Source organism: Niveispirillum irakense DSM 11586 (assembly GCF_000429645.1).
Lineage (GTDB): Bacteria > Pseudomonadota > Alphaproteobacteria > Azospirillales > Azospirillaceae > Niveispirillum > Niveispirillum irakense.
The window spans coordinates 208464-225392 of record NZ_AUCG01000021.1 but is presented as its reverse complement, the minus strand read 5'-3'; the positions used below and the strand labels follow the sequence as shown (position 1 = coordinate 225392).

12 protein-coding genes and 1 tRNA gene are annotated in these 16929 nt (G+C 62.9%); 9 read left to right on the top strand and 4 right to left on the bottom strand.

What is annotated here, in order from left to right:
- Positions 1-240: 240 nt before the first annotated feature.
- Both G473_RS26195 and G473_RS0110000 read left to right on the top strand, forming a co-directional pair.
- Positions 241-3756, top strand: a complete 3516-nt coding sequence (locus tag G473_RS26195) for a glycoside hydrolase family 2 (RefSeq protein WP_035706458.1) — start codon at positions 241-243, stop codon at positions 3754-3756.
- A 70-nt stretch (positions 3757-3826) separates the two neighbouring features.
- Positions 3827-4528 (top strand): SGNH/GDSL hydrolase family protein, encoded by a 702-nt coding sequence (locus tag G473_RS0110000; protein WP_035706455.1) that lies wholly within the window; start codon positions 3827-3829, stop codon positions 4526-4528.
- Positions 4529-4560: 32 nt separating this feature from the next.
- On the opposite strand, the gene G473_RS0109995 is transcribed toward G473_RS0110000, so the two are convergent.
- Positions 4561-6177, bottom strand: a complete 1617-nt coding sequence (locus tag G473_RS0109995) for a sulfatase-like hydrolase/transferase (RefSeq protein ID WP_154667345.1) — start codon at positions 6175-6177, stop codon at positions 4561-4563.
- 92 nt (positions 6178-6269) lie between these two features.
- On the opposite strand from G473_RS0109995, the gene G473_RS26190 reads away from it, so the two are divergent.
- Positions 6270-6755: an MgtC/SapB family protein gene (locus tag G473_RS26190; protein WP_035706453.1), complete on the top strand. Its 486-nt coding sequence runs from the start codon at positions 6270-6272 to the stop codon at positions 6753-6755.
- Here the strand turns inward: G473_RS26190 and G473_RS0109985 are convergent.
- The 3 genes from G473_RS0109985 to G473_RS0109975 form a co-directional block, all read right to left on the bottom strand.
- Entirely contained in the window at positions 6746-7549 is an 804-nt protein-coding gene (locus G473_RS0109985; RefSeq protein WP_029012978.1) for a M48 family metallopeptidase, read from the bottom strand. The two genes, G473_RS26190 and G473_RS0109985, sit on opposite strands and share 10 nt — an antisense overlap.
- A gap of 523 nt (positions 7550-8072) precedes the next feature.
- Positions 8073-9326: a polyhydroxyalkanoate depolymerase gene (locus G473_RS0109980; protein WP_029012977.1), complete on the bottom strand. Its 1254-nt coding sequence runs from the start codon at positions 9324-9326 to the stop codon at positions 8073-8075.
- Between the two features lie 299 nt (positions 9327-9625).
- Positions 9626-10273 carry a general stress protein gene (locus tag G473_RS0109975; protein WP_029012976.1) on the bottom strand — a complete coding sequence of 216 codons (648 nt, stop codon included), beginning with the start codon at positions 10271-10273 and terminating at the stop codon, positions 9626-9628.
- 196 nt (positions 10274-10469) lie between these two features.
- Between G473_RS0109975 and recQ the strand changes: the two genes are divergently transcribed.
- From recQ to G473_RS0109945, 6 genes are all read left to right on the top strand, one after another.
- On the top strand, positions 10470-12338 hold the full coding sequence (gene recQ, locus G473_RS0109970) for a DNA helicase RecQ (protein WP_029012975.1): 1869 nt from the start codon (positions 10470-10472) through the stop codon (positions 12336-12338).
- 158 nt (positions 12339-12496) lie between these two features.
- Positions 12497-12571 (top strand) — tRNA-Thr (locus G473_RS0109965).
- A 241-nt stretch (positions 12572-12812) separates the two neighbouring features.
- Positions 12813-14033: a sodium/glutamate symporter gene (gltS, locus tag G473_RS0109960; RefSeq protein WP_245580031.1), complete on the top strand. Its 1221-nt coding sequence runs from the start codon at positions 12813-12815 to the stop codon at positions 14031-14033.
- 3 nt (positions 14034-14036) lie between these two features.
- Positions 14037-15149 carry an MlaE family ABC transporter permease gene (locus tag G473_RS26185; RefSeq protein ID WP_051330108.1) on the top strand — a complete coding sequence of 371 codons (1113 nt, stop codon included), beginning with the start codon at positions 14037-14039 and terminating at the stop codon, positions 15147-15149.
- A 1-nt stretch (position 15150) separates the two neighbouring features.
- Positions 15151-15954, top strand: a complete 804-nt coding sequence (locus G473_RS26180) for an ABC transporter ATP-binding protein (RefSeq protein ID WP_051330107.1) — start codon at positions 15151-15153, stop codon at positions 15952-15954.
- On the top strand, positions 15951-16925 hold the full coding sequence (locus G473_RS0109945) for an MlaD family protein (RefSeq protein ID WP_029012973.1): 975 nt from the start codon (positions 15951-15953) through the stop codon (positions 16923-16925). Before G473_RS26180 ends, G473_RS0109945 begins: the two co-directional genes overlap by 4 nt.
- Positions 16926-16929: the final 4 nt, after the last annotated feature.

Genomic DNA, 16929 nt, shown 5'->3' with positions numbered 1-16929 from the left:
ATTAAAGCCCATCAGACCCGGCAGAGCGGTTATCGGTGGCGGCAAGGGGCGGGTCCCTATGGCACTCGGGAGCCCCCTTGTCATTTTTAATAGGAAATTTGTTTTATTAAAACTAACCCCCCTCGCGTGATTTTTGATATTTTCCTTAGGTGATGCGTTGCAGAGGCGGGATCGCCGCAATGCTCGCCAAACAAGGGCTGCCCGCTCAAGGGCACAATCATCGGGAGGAAGGTCTTGCACATGGCATTCTATCGGATTGCGCGGCTTTCTTTGTTCGCGTCATTGACAGCGCTATCAACCATAGCAGCCCTGGCCCAATCCCATCAAGGGCTGGGCGGGACCGGCGGTCAGGGGCCTGGAAGTTTCGGGCCTTTCAATGGGGAGTTTCCTGCCGGCGGGGATGGGCTGTTCAAGCCCATGCCGGAGGAAAACACCCTGCCCGGCCCGGCAATCGCGGCTGAAACGCCCTGGACCCTGCAAGGTTGGGTGCAATTTGACAGCGCCATGAAAGGCACGACCCTGCTTGGCGGCCTGCCCAGCGCCGATGGCAAAGCGCCGGCCCGTTTCCTGGCGTTGAAGGATGGCAAGGCAACCCTGCTGCTGGGGGACAAGAGCATCAGCGGCGGGCGCAGTCTGAAGCCGGGCACCTGGCATTTCCTGGCCGCCAGTTTCAGCGACGGCACCGCCCGGCTCTATGTCGATGGGGCGGAAGTGGCCAAAGCCTCGGCCAGCAGCCCCGCCGCAATGCCGCTCCTGTCCCTGGCCCCGCGCCCTTCCAGGCAGGTGCCGTTCGCAGCAAACCAAGCTGCCGTCTTTACAGGCCGGCTCTATGGCTTCACCAATCTGCCGCGCGGGCTGGCAGCCGCGGATATCAAGGCCCTGGCTGGCCCGCAGCCGGTTACAGCGCTGACGAATTTTGAATCCGGGGCGCCGACATGGCCAGTGCAGGTCCGCCAGCAATATGGCCAGATCCGCCCGCAGGCCCCCTGGACCCTGCCGAAGCAGCAGGGCGATTTCAGCAAACCGGTGGCCAAACCCCTGGCGGAAAGCCCGGCCCTGCGGCCCGACGGCCAGGGGCAATGGGTGCTGGGCGCGTGGCGTCTGGCAGAGGCCCCCAAGGTCAGCGCCCCCGGTGCGCTTCTGTCCCGCGCCGGGTTTGATACCGGCTCCTGGTATGCAGCCACGGTGCCGGGCACGGTCCTGACGACGCTGGTGGATCGCGGCGTCTATCCTGATCCCGATTACGGCTTGAACAATCTCGCCATCCCGGAAAGCCTGAACAAACAGGATTACTGGTACCGGACGGAGTTCGAGGTGCCGGCGGATCAGGCCGGCAAGCGCCTGCAGATTCTGCTGAAGGGCGTGAATTATCAGGCTGAGGTGTGGCTGAACGGCACAAGACTGGGCACCATGAAGGGGGCCTTCATCCGTGGCCGGTTCGACGTGACCGGCATCGCCCTGCCCGGCCAGCGCAATGCCCTGGCCATCAAGGTCTCCCCGCCGCCCCATCCCGGCCTGCCGCATGAGGAATCGCTGACCTCCGGTGTGGGCGAGAATGGCGGCATGCAGGCGCTGGACGGCCCGACCTTCATCGCGTCGGAAGGGTGGGACTGGATACCGTCGGTGCGCGACCGGAATACCGGGCTATGGCAGGATGTGAAGCTGATTGCCACCGGCGATCTGCGGCTGGGCGATGCCCAGATCGTCACCGCCCTGCCCGATGCCGATAATGGGCGCGCCCTGATCGACATCCATGTGCCGGTGGAAAACCTCTCCGCCCAGCCCTTGCAGGCGACGGTCACCGCCAGCTTCGATGATGTAACCGTGTCCAAGACGGTGACGGTTTCCCCCGGCACCAGCATGGTCAGCCTGACGCCTGCTGAATTCCCGCAACTGACCGTGCGCAATCCGAAACTCTGGTGGCCCAATGGCTATGGCGAGCCGACGCTGCACCAGATGAAGGTTGCCGTGGCGCTGGATGGGGCACCATCGGACAGCAGCGACATCCGCTTCGGCATCCGGCAGGTGACCTATGAATTGTCGCTGATGGATCAGACCGGGCAGTTGCGCCGGATGGAAGTGGACTTGACGGAGGCCAAGGCGCGCGGGGAACGGTTGATTGATGGCAGCCATGAAGGCATCCGCAAGGTACCGGATGGCTGGGCCGTGTCACTGCGGCCGGGGGCGGAGAATTCCCCTGCCCTGAAGCCGGTAGACCCGGCGGGCCTGTCACCGCATATCGTGATCCGGGTCAATGGCGTGCGTATCGCTGCCAAGGGCGGGAATTGGGGCACGGAGGATTGGCGCAAGCGCATCGACAAGAAGCGGCTGGAACCCTATTTCCGCCTGCATCGCGATGCGCATGTAAACATCATCCGCAACTGGGTCGGGCAGAATACGGAGGAGGAATTCTTCGAGCTGGCCGATGAATATGGGCTGATGGTGCTGAATGATTTCTGGGCCTCGACCCAGGATTATCAGTTGGAACCGCAGGACGTGCCGCTGTTCATGGCCAATGCCGCCGATACGGTGCGCCGCTACCGCAACCACCCCTCCATCGTGCTGTGGTTCGGCCGCAATGAAGGGGTGCCCCAGCCGATCCTGAACGAGGCGCTGGAAGAGTTGATCGCCAGTGAGGATGGCACCCGCCATTATATGGGCTCCTCCAACCGGGTGAATCTGGCCGGCAGCGGGCCTTACAATTACCGGGAGCCGGAAAGCTATTTCACCGACCATGCCCAGGGTTTCTCGGTGGAACTGGGCACGCCGTCCTTCCCGACACTGGAAGCCTTCAAGGCCGCCATCCCGACCAGCGAGCAATGGCCGATCAGCGATAGCTGGGCCTATCATGACTGGCACCAGGGCGGTAATGGCGATGTGAAGAGCTTCATGGAGGCCATGAAGGTCAAGTTCGGCCCCGCCACCAGCCTGGAAGATTTCGAGCGTAAAGCCCAGATGCTGAATTACGAGGGCTATCGCGCCATCTTCGAGGGGATGAATGCCGGCCTGTGGACCAAGCATTCCGGCAGGATGCTGTGGATGACGCAGCCGGCCTGGCCATCCACCATGTGGCAAATCCTGTCCCATGATTACGATACCCATGGCGCCTTCTATGGGATGAAGAAGGCCGCCGAGCCGGTCCATGTGCAGATGAACCTGCCCGACCATGGCGTGTCGGTAATCAATAATGGTCGCGAGGCTTTAGCCGGCCTGACCGTCACCGCCAAGGTCTGGACCCTGGATAATCAGCCCCTGGCGACCAAAACCCAGGGGCTGGACGCCGGCGCCGGAACGGTTTCAACCCCGTACAATCTGGACCTTGCTCCGCATCTCCAGGCCCACGAACTGGTTCTGGTCACCCTGGATCTGACCAACAAAGCCGGCACCACCCTGTCGCATAATTTCTATTGGGTGGCGCGCGATGCCGCTTCGCAGCAAAAGCTGAATGGCCTGCCGGCCAGTGCCATCCAGATCAGCGGCACGGGACAGAAGGTGGGCGGGGAGGTGAAGCTGCGCCTGCAACTGACCAACAGTACCAGCGTGCCGGCCCTGTTGACCAAGCTGACACCGATGAAGCCGGATGGCAGCCGCATCCTGCCCGCCTATATCAGCGACAATTACCTGTCCCTGATGGCCGGCGAAAGCCGGGAGGTGGAAGTGACATACCCGGCGGACGCCGCGCCGACGGCCCCCGTGATCGGGTTGCGCGGCTGGAACCTGGAGCCAACCCAGGTCACCGTGACCCTTTCCCAATAAGAAAAAAGGGCTGTATCAAGGATGGGACCCTGCGGGGTCCCATCATAAAAGATCATGGGAGATTGCCCGGATGCTGCGCCCTACCCTTCTCGCCCTCTCACTGCTATTCGCGATACCGGCCTTCGCCAACAGCACGAGTGAAGAGAGATTGCGGACCGACTGGCCATGGCTGGCCCGTTTCCAGGAGGATAACCAACGGCTGGTGGCCGAAAAAGCGGCGGTGGACATTGTCTTCATGGGGGACAGCATCACCCAGGGCTGGCCGAAGAAGCAGCCGGCTTTCTTTGCACCCGCTGGGCGGGTCAATCGCGGGATTGGCGGCCAGACCACGCCGCAAATGCTGCTGCGCTTCCGTCAGGACGTGATCGCCCTGAAGCCCAGGGCCGTTCATATCATGGCCGGCACGAATGACATCGCCGGTAATACCGGGCCGATGACACCGGCACAGACCCAGGCCAACATCATGTCGATGGTGGAACTGGCCCAGGCACATGGCATCAAGGTCATCCTGGCCAGCATACCGCCCGCCGCCGCGTTCCCCTGGCGCAAGGAAGTGGCGCCAGCGGAGCGCATTCAGGCGATGAACCAGTGGCTGCGGAATTATGCCGCCGAGGTTGGTGCCACCTATGCTGATTACACATCCGTTCTGGATGATGGCAAAGGCGGCATGAAGCAAGGCTTCGCCGACGATGGGGTGCATCCCACAGCCGATGGCTATGCGGCCATGATCCCTGTCACCGAAGCCGCGATCAAACAGGCGCTGGGACGGTAAACACCCCTATAGGGCCCCGGCGCTGGTGGCGGTCACACGCCACGCGGCCGGGGGCCGCTATAGGCGTTCAGCAGTTTCTCCATCAGATCCTGCATCGGGATGACGGGGTTGTCCGGGGTCACTTCCGGCAGCATTCCATCCACCAGGCCCCACCCTTTCAGCGGCTGTAACAGGCTGGGATCGCGGGACAGGATATGCAGGGGTACCTTGTGGCCGCCCTCTGCCTCATCCGCGATCCAGCCCACAGCGGGGTGGTCGCCCAGCACCAGCACCAGCGCATCATCCGGCACGGCGCGGACCAGCCAGTCGCCCAGCGCCCGCAGGCTGTAATCAATGGACCGGGCATAGTGGCCGGCCATGTCCAGATAATCCGGTGCCAGATCCGCTCCCGCAAAGGCGCTGCCATCGGCCAGGGCAGTGACAGACGCTTCCCGCCAGGACGGCAGCGGGGTCCAGGGGGCGTGGCTGCTGGTCAGCACCATTTCCAGGAACAAAGGCTGCCCTGGCTTCAGCGGCACCTGCTGTTCCACCGCTGCCAGCAACGCCTGGTCCGGCATCGGCGACCAGCCGAAAGCAGGTCCTTCATACGGAAAGGCTGATCGGTTCAATGTGAGATCGAAGCCCCAGCGCGCGCCCTCCGGCCAGGGGCCGGACAGGCCCGGCATGGCCGCAACCGTATGCCATCCGGCCCCCTGGAAGGCATTGACCAGCCCCGGCCGCCCGGACGCCAGCACGGCGCCCTGCAGCACCGGTTGATCCTGCCGGATACCGGCGCGCAATGTGCCATGGGCCAGCCAGCTCCGCCCGCCCAAGACCGGGCTTTCAACCAGTCCGGTCAGCGCATGAAAGCCGGATGCCGACAAGGCCGCTTCCAGCGCTGAAAGGCGCCCGGCGACAACCGCTTCATGGCGGGGATCGGTCAGGGCCGATAAGCCATAGGATTCCACCCAGGCCAACACCACGGGCCGGCCCCTGAGCGCACTTAACAGTTCTGCCGGGGGGATGGCGCCCACCGGGTCTTCCGCCAGGGCAGCGGCCAGATGTGCCTTTACCTCACGCCCGGCCACCCATCTTTCCCCCTGGTCCCGCCAGGCCGCCACCATGCCGCGCGCTGGCGGCTGGAAACCTTCGATCCCGGCCAGTTGCAGGGTAAGCGCGCCCAGCAGCACGCCCAGCGCCACCCGCCGCCCCGCCGGGACCGCCAGCGGCCGCATCAATCCGGCAAAAGCCAGGAAAAGCAGCCCCAGCAGCAGGCCCGGGATCAGGGCCACCACCAGGGTCAGCAGCAGGGGATGCAGGCTGGCAGCCAGCACATCCCACAAAGCCGGTATCAAGGCCGGATCGAAAGCGGGCTGGAATGGCCGCCCGGCAACCATCTGCGCCACCAGATCGGCCAACCGCATCAACACAACCGGCAGGGTCAGCAAGGCTGCCGCCGCAACACAGCGCCGTCCCGGTCGCCAACCGGCATAAGCCGCAATCAGCCCCGCCGCCAGGGCCAGGGCCGGCTCCACCGCCAGCCCGCGATGGTCCGGCCCCAGCATGGCCCCCGGCACCGCCGGCAATCCGACAGCCAGGCTAAGCAGCAACAGGGCCGGGAGGAGCCGCAGCGCGGCGGAAAAATAGGCTTTCAGCATCGGCACAGACACGCGGGATCAACAACGGAACGGATAATGACGGGACCATTGCCCCCTTGTCCTTGTTCCATCCGTACAGACAGCGGGAAAGGGGAGGCGGAAACATGCTGGAGGGGCAACTTCCCTGGACGGAGATATTGCTGCGGCTGACAATAGCAACCATCCTCGGCCTGCTTCTCGGCTTTGACCGGGAATGGCGGGGCAAGTCGGCAGGGTTGCGCACCCATACGCTGGTGGCCCTTTCGTCTGCCGCGACGACCCTGGTCTCTATGGAAATGTTTCTGGCCGCCAGCGAGGGGGGCAAAGGCGGCGATGTCGATCCCGTCCGCGTTGTCCAGGGGGTGGCGCAGGCAATCGGCTTTATCTGTGCCGGCGTCATCATCCGGGGGCGCGGCCATGATGTCCGCAACCTGACAACGGCGGCCACCCTGTGGACGGCGGGGGCGCTGGGCATCGCCTGCGGCGCCGGATTCCACGTTATCGCCGGTTTGACAGCGGGATTGACCCTGCTGGTCCTGATCCTGGCGGGATTGGTGGAACACCGGTATTTCCCGCAAGATCGCCAAGACGGCCCGCCCCCTCAACCATAACGGTGCAGGCGGGCACCATGGGCGCGCAGCCAGTCGCGCGGGCCCAGCACTGCCGGCGTCAGCCGGGCGCATAATTCCCAGAATTGGGCGGAATGGTTCATCTCCCGCAGGTGCGCCACCTCATGCGCGACGACATAATCCAGCACGGCGTCGGGTGCCAGAATCAGCCGCCAGCAATAGGAAAGCCGCCCTGCCGCCGAGCAGCTTCCCCAGCGCGACCGCGTATCGCGAACGGTGACCGATGCCACCTTGGCGCCGATCAAGGCGGCCTTGGCGCGCGACCGTTCCGCCATCACGCGCTTGGCCTCCGCCTTCAGGAAGCTGGTTACGCGGCGAGCCAGAAAATCCTTCTCACCCCCTACCAGCAGCAAGGGCCCTTCTTCTGTTCCCGTCACCAGACGCGGTGCCGCGCGGCTGCCGGGCTGGTGACGGATCACATGATCGACACCCAGGATCGGCACCACGGCCCCGTCGGCAAAGGGATATTCCGGCGGAACGGCGGAAAGCCGACGGTGCAGCCATTCCAGATGGCGGCCAATGAATTTATGGATTTCCACGTCGGGAATCGCCGGGGGCGTTGAAATACGCACCATGTTGCGCACGGGATCGACCCGCATCGACAACCGCCGGGAGCGCAGGGAGACCCGCACTTCCACCGGCACCGGTATATGGGCCAAAGCCATCATCCGGGGCGGTGGAGCGACGGCACGAGGACGGGAGGGGGCCAATGCCTTGCGCTTTGCCGCCGGCTTGGGCCGGGCCGGTTTCAACACAGGCTTCAGAAATGAAAACATCGGGCCTTCCCACCGCGCGGATTATCCGCGCCTACCCTATCCCAACAAACCAGCTTGGCAAGGCGACAGTGCCAGGACGCGGTCAAGGACCGCACAAATGAAAACCCCCGCGGCTGGATGCGCCCGCGGGGGTTTCCATTCATTCAACAATCTGCATGGCATCATTTCTTACGCAGATTGCGTTGAGATAAGCGATCTTCAGTAAATCGCAAAAGAAAACTGCGGTGGAGTCATGCTTTTATGCACCCTCCCTGGTTACGTAACGCAGGAAATCGCCCTTTATTACAGGACCGCCCACTGCGTCGGGGGCGTATAATCTGTCAAAACACCCTCCATCTCTTTGTTACGATTTGATGGTGCACCCGTTGGATGCGGTGGTCAAGGGGCAATATTACGGCAATTCGCGACCCTATCCGAAAGGTGTCAAACCCTGCTGCCTCCCCCGAAAGAGGATGTTGAAACAAAAAAGGCCGAACCCGTGAGGGTCCGGCCTTGGTCTTACAGCAAAGAGAAAAATGAGGCGTCAGGCGACCTGTGCCTTCAGGCGGCTGCTGCGCACGGCATCATTTTCGAGGATGAAGCGGCGCACGCGCGGCTCAATCTCCTCGCGCCATTTACGGCCGTTGAAAATGCCGTAATGGCCCACGCCCTTCTGCATGTAGTTCTGCTTCTTGGCTTCGGGGATGGAGGAGCAGAGATGCTGGGCGGCAATCGTCTGACCGGGGGCGGAGATATCGTCCAGTTCTCCTTCCACGGTCAGCAAGGCGGTCTTGGTGATGGCCGACGGGTCAACCGTCAGGCCGCGCCATTTCATGGTGCCGCGCGGCAATGCCCGCTCCTGGAACACCTGCTGCACGGTCTGGAGATAGAATTCCGCTGTCAGATCCAGGACAGACAGATATTCATTGTAGAATTTACGATGCGCTTCCGCGCTTTCACCATCGCCGCGCACCAGATGGCGGAACAGCTTCACATGTTCCCCGACATGGCGGTCCAGGTTCATGGACATGAAGCCGGTCAACTGGATGAAGCCCGGATAAACCTGACGCATGGCGCCCGGATAATAGAAGGGAACGTTGGTGATGACGTTCCGTTCAAACCAGCCGATATCCTTGTTTTCCGCCAGTTGGGTGACCACGGTGGGTGCAGCGGATGTATCAATCGGCCCGCCCATCAGGGTCATGGAGGCGGGCTGGCAATCATCATCCGTCTGGGCCATCAGCGCCACGGCGGCCAGCACCGGCACCGCCGGCTGACACACCGCCATGACATGCGTGTTGGGGCCCAGGTGACGGATAAAGTCCATCACATAGTCGATATAATCTTCCAGATCGAAGCGGCCGCGCGCCAGGGGCACCAGCTTCGCGTCAGCCCAGTCGGTGATATAGACATCGTGATGCGGCAGCAACGCCTGCACCGTGCCCCGCAGCAGCGTGGCATAATGGCCCGAGAGGGGCGCCACCAGCAGCAGCTTCGGGTCGTCATGCGGGACGGCGCGCTCAAAATTCACCAGATTGCCAAACGGCTTTTCCAGCACGACCCGCTCCGTCACGGCCACGTCGCGGCCATTGATGCGCGTGGTCGGCAGGCCGAATTCCGGCTTGCCCCAGCGGCGGGTTGTCCGTTCCAGCAGTTCCGCCCCGGCAGCCAGGGCACGACCGGCCTTGGTATATGAGGCGGGGACGAACGGATTCTGAAAGGTTTGTTGTGTCGCTTCCGCCATCAGCCGCAGCGGAGTCAGGGCGGCATGATGAAGATCGTAAAGATGGTAGAGCACTGACGAAACCCTCTCTCAACCCAAACCCGGGGGACCCGGCACCACCCACCCGCATCAAGGCGGGTGTGGCGGCTGGCGAACTGGCGCCACCTTTGCGGCAGCTTGTCACAGGTGCCGTTACAGTTATGCGCCATCGTTAAGGATGCAACGATTTAATCACTTAAGGGTTAAGATCAAAGGCAGCCGACCAAAGTCGGGGGTAGGGGCACAAATGCATGTATACCCCCTCGTTCGGGCCCAAATTTTCACCATGCCTGGATAGGCCCGGACAAATTAGCCTGTTGAAAAGGCAGGTTGGTTCATTCCGGGGCGATGTTATGGACCTCGACCGTGCCGGTCGCGTGACGCCGTAGAATTTCGCATGCCTGCCGTTCGCGTTCCGCATCCCGGACATTCACCCAGAGCAGCATGCCACCCCCCTCCAGATGGGGACGGAGGCTTTCGTCGCGCTTGTTGCCAAGCCAACGGGCCAAAACCGCGCCCAAGCCACCGCCGGCCCCACCCGCTGCCACAGCCCCGGCGGCAGCGGCCAAAGCAGTGCCGCCCGTGGAAATAATCGCGCCTGTGGCGGCAATAGCGGCAATATAGGCGGGAACGCCAATGGCAACGCCCTGGGCATTGCCCAGTTCTTCCGGCGATACGATGGCACGGCGCGGCGTATCCGGGTCTGTCTTGGCCAGTTCCACATGCCGGCGGCTGGCAATACGCTTGAGCGATTCCTCATCCTGGCCCATCAGGCTCATATCATGGGGGAAGAATCCGGCCATGGAGAGATCATCAATGGCCTTCTGCAGCGCTTCTTCCGTCGTGAACAGGGCCACAGCTTCCCGCAGGCTGCCATGGCTGGGCACGGCGGAAGGCGACTCCGCCATTGTATGATCCGGCTGATGCCCGGAAGGACGGCCGGGCGGATCGGTCATGTCGCGGAACGGCTTATCGTCGGTCATCGCTTTCTTCCTTCTGCCATTATGAGACGCGTCAAGCGGTCAGGAATGAAACGGTCCTGATCCGCAAAGGTTGCCATCCATACCGGGGCGGGCTTTTCGCTGGACCCTGCCGGGGCGCTGGCATAGACATGGGGGCGCCCCTGCTAATGGGGCGCATGCCCGTTTCAGCCACAAGAGATAGCGGTCGCCACCCGCGATGCCTGATGCCCTGACCCAATCCGCCCCCCTATCGCCGCTGGAAGCGGCCCAGAAGGTGCTGCGCGATGTCTGGGGCTATTCCGCCTTCCGGGGCATGCAGGCCGATATTGTGGAGCATGTGGCGACGGGTAATGACGCGCTGGTGCTGATGCCCACGGGCGGGGGCAAGTCGCTCTGCTATCAAATCCCGGCACTGGTGCGTCCAGGGGTGGGGATTGTCGTTTCCCCTCTTATCGCTCTGATGCGCGATCAGGTGGATGCCCTGCGCCAATTGGGCGTGCGGGCTGCCTATCTCAATTCCACACTCGACTGGCGGGAAGCGCTGGAGGTGGAGCGGGCGTGTGAACGCGGCGACCTCGACCTGCTTTATGTGGCGCCGGAACGGCTGGTGACGCCGCGTTTCCTGGAATTGCTGGAACGGTCCCAGATCGCCCTGTTCGCGCTGGATGAGGCGCATTGCGTCAGCCAGTGGGGGCATGATTTCCGGCCGGAATATCTCCAGCTTTCCATCCTGCACGAGAAATTTCCCGAGGTGCCGCGTGTGGCGCTGACGGCCACGGCCGATGCGCAGACCCGCACCGATATCGCCAACCGGCTGGGCCTGACCGATGCGCGGCTGTTCCTGGCCAGCTTCGACCGTCCCAACATCACCTATCGCGTGGTCGCCAAGGACCAGGAACGCCGGCAATTGCTGGATTTCCTGCGCCGCCGACCGGAAGATGCGGGCATCATTTATTGCCTGTCGCGCGGCAAGGTGGATGCCATCGCGCAATATCTGAAGGATCAGGGCATCGACGCCCTGCCCTATCATGCCGGCCTGGACCCGCAGACCCGCCACGGCAATCAGGAACGCTTCATCAAAGGTGAAGGCGTGGTGATGGTGGCGACGGTTGCCTTCGGCATGGGGATCGACAAGCCCAATGTCCGCTTCGTCGTGCATATGGACCTGCCGAAATCGCTGGAAGCCTATTATCAGGAAACCGGCCGCGGCGGACGCGACGGGCTGCCAGCGGAAGCGCTGATGCTCTATGGGTTCAGCGACGTGGTGCAGTTGCGCCAGATCGTGGAATCATCCGACAGCCCCCCCGCCTTCAAGCGCACCGAGCGGCAGAAGCTGGAAGCGCTGCTGGGCTTTTGTGAGACGGCGCGCTGCCGCCGCCAGACGCTGCTGACCTATTTCGGGGAGGAATATCCCCAGCCCTGCGGCAAGTGCGACACCTGCTTTGAACCGGTGCAGACCTATGACGGCACGGTTGTCGCGCAAAAGGCCCTGTCAGCCGTTTACCGCACCGGCCAGCGCTTCGGCGTCGGGCATCTGGTTGATGTGCTGCGCGGGGTCGCCACGGACAAGGTGACGGAAAAGGGCCATGACCGGATCAAGACGTTCGGCTGCGGCACCGAATTCGGCAAGCAGGAATGGCACAGCGTCTTCCGCCAGCTTGTCGCCCACGGATATCTCTGCGCCGATCCGGAAGGCCATGGCGGCCTGATCCTGACAGACGCCGCCACACCTGTGCTGAAGGGGCAGGAGAATGTGCGCCTGCGCCGTGATCCGTCAGCCTCCCCCGGTCGGTCCGGTGGCGGTCGCAGTAGCGGTGGAGGCAGCAGCAGCCGGCCCCGCGCCGCTGTCAGCAACCTGTCGCCGGAAGATGATGCGCTGTGGCACGCACTGAAGGCGCTGCGGCTGGAACTGGCGCGTGAGCAGGGCGTGCCGCCCTATGTCATCTTCCATGACGCAACCTTGATGGAAATGGTCCAGCAGAAGCCCCAGGAACTGGACGAGTTGGGCACCCTGCCCGGTGTCGGCGCCCGCAAGCTGGAACGCTATGGCGAGTATTTCCTGGATGTCATCCTGACCCAGAGCTGAGGGGACGTCACGCCACCCTCCCATTCCCCTGTTTTCCCCGTGGCTTAAAAGCCATCCGCCTGCGCCGCCAGGCATGAAACAACAAAGGTGATGCAAAGCGCATTTTCCTTGTTGCGTTGCCGGGATCGCTTTGCTAGAAGCACGTCCACCGCGACGGCGCCCCGATAGCTCAGCGGTAGAGCAACCGCTTCGTAAGCGGTAGGCCGTTGGTTCAAATCCGACTCGGGGCACCATCCTTCTCCCATCTCAGCACTTTATAAAATAAACCGGCTGGGCTGGGACGCTCCCCAAGCGCGTACCCCTGTGTCATACGCTGCTTTGTTCAGCGGAATCGTACATCCCCAGGCGCTTCTGTACCATTGCCATACATATTTCCGATTGCAGTTGCGAAGTGACGCGATAGACCGCGATAACGCCCGCAAGGCTCCGGCAAAATTGCCGATGCCGGAAACGCTTTGGGGGTGAGCGCGCGTCATGGTCATGCCGCAAGACATACAGATCGATGCCTTTGTCAGTTTTACGCTGGCGATCCTGCTTCTATTTCTGGGACGTGGATTGATTGAGATCTACAGTCCCTTGCGCCGTTTCAGCATTCCGGAATCGGTAATAGGCGGTCTTCTTTGTGTCCTGATTGTCGGTCTGGCCTACCTCATCCTCAACATGAAGATCAGTTTTGAGCTGAATGCCCGCGACCGGCTACTGCTCTATTTCTTCGCGGCCGTTGGCATGAATTCGGATATCCGCGATCTGGCGCGTGGCGGCCGGCCTTTGCTGATCCTGCTCCTGCTGGCCGGGGGCTATATTGTGGCCCAGAACCTGTTGGGTATGGGATTGGCAGGCGCTTTCGGGCTGGACCCGCGCGCTGGCCTGATGATGGGGTCAATCTCCCTGACCGGCGGGGTGGGCACCACCATGGCCTGGGCGCCCCATTTTGTGGATGTGCTGGGCATAACCAATGCGTTTGAACTGGGCATGGCCGGCAATATGATCGGCATGATCGCCGCCTGCTGCATCGGCGGACCCATCGCCGCCTATCTGATCAAAAATCATGGCGTTACCCCTTCCGGCAAAAGCGATTTGGGGGTTGGCGCGGTGCGTGAGGAACAAACAGCCACCAAAGTGAATTATTACGGGGTACTGCTGGCGTTGTTCTGGCTTAACATCGCCCTGATGCTGGGGGAGGCGATAGGCGAATTGATCAAGACCACCGGGCTTCATGTGCCGAGTTTTGTCGGCTGCCTTCTGGCCGGCATCGCGTTGCGCAATATTGTGCCGCACCTGACCCGGCGTAAGCGCCGGCTGTGGAACTGGAACATGATGCGCAGCGGCATAGCGCTGATTTCCGATATCTGCCTGGGAATGTTCATCACCATGGCCTTGATGGGGCTACAGCTTTGGCAGTTGCACGGCTCGGTCGGTTTCATCGCCACATCCATGACCCTTCAGGTGCTGATGGCGGTGTTCTTCACCATCTTCATTCTGTTCCGCCTGCTGGGCCGCGATTACGAGGCGACAGTGATGTGCGCCGGCTTCGGCGGTATCTCGCTCGGCTCCACCGCGACCGCCATCGCCAATATGAGCGCGGTGACGCGCGAACATGGCGCCGCGCCGCGCGCCTTCATCGTCGTTCCGCTGGTGTGCGGCTTTTTCATCGATCTGGTGAATGCCCTCATCATCGGCGTCATGGCCAGGTGATGCATGAATCTTGATCTGAAGCGGGAAGATGATGGCCTGGTCCTGTCGGTTCCCGATGGCGGCATGGACCCGGCGGGTGCGACAAAGGCCCTGGATGGCCTTTCATTGCCCGATACGGACGGCATCTCCCGCTTGCGGATAGAAGCACCGGAAAACTGGAAATGGGGCACTGGCGATGCCGCCTTCCTGGCGGCATTGCTCCAGCGCTTACCCAAAAAAGATGGCGACCCGGTAGCGCTGGAAGGCGTGCCGAAGGATCTGGCGAAATTGCTGGAACTGGCCCGCACCGCCCCCGCCGCGAAAGAGGCACCGCAAAAGCCAACAGGACTGCGTAAACATCTGGGTCTGTGGGCTTTGGGCGAATGGGCGGAAATCCGCGCCATGCTGACCCTGATCGGCGAAGTGGTGCTGCGCCTGCCCCGCTTCCTGACCGGCCGCGCCATGGTCCGCCGGAATGAAGTGATCGACGTGCTGGCGGAATCCAGCGTCCGGGCCCTGGCCATTGTCGGTATCGTCAATCTGCTGATGGGCTCCATCCTGGCCTTTGTCGGGGCTGTGCAGTTGAAGGCGTTCGGCGCCGGACTGTATGTGGCCGATCTGGTGGGCATCGCCTCGGTCCGGGAACTGGCGCCGGTGATGACCGCGATTGTGCTGGCCGGGCGCACCGGTGCCAGCTTCGCCGCCCGCATCGCCACCATGCAGGGGAACGAGGAGATCGACGCGCTGACCACGCTGGGCGTGCCGCCGGAGGAATTCCTGGTGCTGCCGCGCGTGGTGGCGCTCAGCCTGCTGATGCCGCTGCTTTATGTTTATGCCTGCGCCCTGTCGCTGATCGGCGGGCTGCTGGTCGCGACGACCATGATGGACCTGACCGCCACCGCTTACATGGTGGAGACGCAGGGCGCGATCAAAAGTGCCAATTTCGTCATTGGCGGGCTGAAGGCTTTCGTCTTCGGCGCGATGGTAGCCCTGATCGGTTGCCGCTGCGGCCTGCGGGCGGGGCGCAGTGCTGCCGATGTCGGCCAGGCCACAACGGCCGCCGTGGTCAATGCCATCGTCGCCATCATCGCCGTGGACGCGCTGTTCGCCGTCTGCGCCAACGCGCTGGGGGTGTGACATGGCGGGCCAGGATACACCCCGTATCGCACTGAAGGATGTGGATATCGGTTATCGCGGCAAACCGGTGCAGAGCGGTATCAGCGTCGATATTGCTGCCGGTGAAGTGTTCGCCATTGTCGGTGACAGCGGATCGGGCAAAAGCACCCTGCTTAAAAACATGGTAGGCCTCCTGACCCCGCTGAAAGGCAGCATCCGTTTTGATGGCAAGACCCTGACCGAAGCGGGCCGGACCAATGATGGCGGCAATGGGCCGCCCCCATTCGGCATCCTGTTCCAGGGGGGCGCGTTGTGGAGTTCCATGACGCTGCTGGAAAATGTGATGATGCCGATGGAAATGCACAGCCATGGCGACCCCGCCGGCTATGAGATGCTGGCGCGGTTCAAACTGGCCCTGGTCGGGCTGGCCGGACATGAGGAACGCTATCCTGCCAGCCTGTCGGGCGGCATGCGCAAACGGGCGGCCCTGGCCCGCGCCCTGGCGCTGGACCCGGCGGTGCTGTTCCTGGATGAGCCTTCCGCCGGTCTGGACCCGCTGAGTTCCCGCCGGCTGGACGAGCTGGTCCTGTCCCTGCGCGACGGGCTGGGCATCACGGTCGTGCTGGTCACGCACGAGCTTGAGAGCCTTTATTCCATCGCTGACCGCATGCTTTTCCTGGATGGGGAAGTGCATCGGCCCACAGCGCTTGGCCCCCCGGCTGAGCTTGCGCGCAACGCGGACAGCGACAAGGTGCGAGAGTTCCTCTCGCGCCGTGGCATCTCCTCCTCTCCCTCTTCTTCCTCTTCGCAGGAGGTTCACTCTTGAAACGCCCCAGCCCCACCGCCATCGGCGCCTTCGTGCTGGGCGCCATGATCCTGGTCGCCAGCGCCATCCTGTTCTTCGGCGGCGGTGCCCTTTGGGCGCAGCGGTTGGAGGCGGTCGCCTATTTCGACAGTTCTGTCGCCGGGCTTCAGGTGGGTGCGCCTGTCACCTTCCGCGGCGTCCGGGTCGGATCGGTGAAGACGATGGGCATCCACGTCAATCCGCAGACCTACAATTTCATCATCCGCGTCGGCATGGAAATAACACCGGATACGGTGGCCACCTTCGGGTCCGACCTGCCGGATGAGGGAGAGGAACTGGTTCCCATGCTGGTCAAGCGTGGCCTGACCGCCAAGCTGGTGATGCAGAGCTTCGTCACCGGCCAGTTGATGGTGGAACTGGATTTCCGGGAAGGGGGCAAGCGCACCGATATCAGGGGCCGTGCCGGCATGCCGGAAATCCCGACCGTACCCACGGACCTGGAAGCCATCACCACCCAGCTTGAAGGGGTGAAGCTGGATGAAACGATTGAATCCTTCAAAAACACCCTGGATGCACTGACCGGCGTCCTGTCCACACCGGAACTGAAACAGACCATTGCGGAGCTGCCGGCCCTGCTGGTGCAGGTGCGCCAGACCCTGGCGACGGCGGAAACGGAAATCAGCAGCCTGTCCGGTTCCACCCGGACCACAATCGACCAGACGGCCCGGTCGCTGGACCAGACGTTGGCATCCTTGCGCACCCTGACCGCCACTTTGGACCGGGAAGTGGCCCAGACCGCGGAAGCGGCCCGCACCACCATGGGTAAGGCGGATACCACGCTGGACGGTGCCAATGCCCTGCTGGACCCGCGCGGCCGCACCGCCGTGCAGATCCAGCGCGCCGTGGATGACCTGGCCACCACCGCAGCCCGCCTGCGCAACCTTTCCGAACGTATCGACCGTGACCCCAGCGTCCTGGTCCGGGGGAGATAAGCCA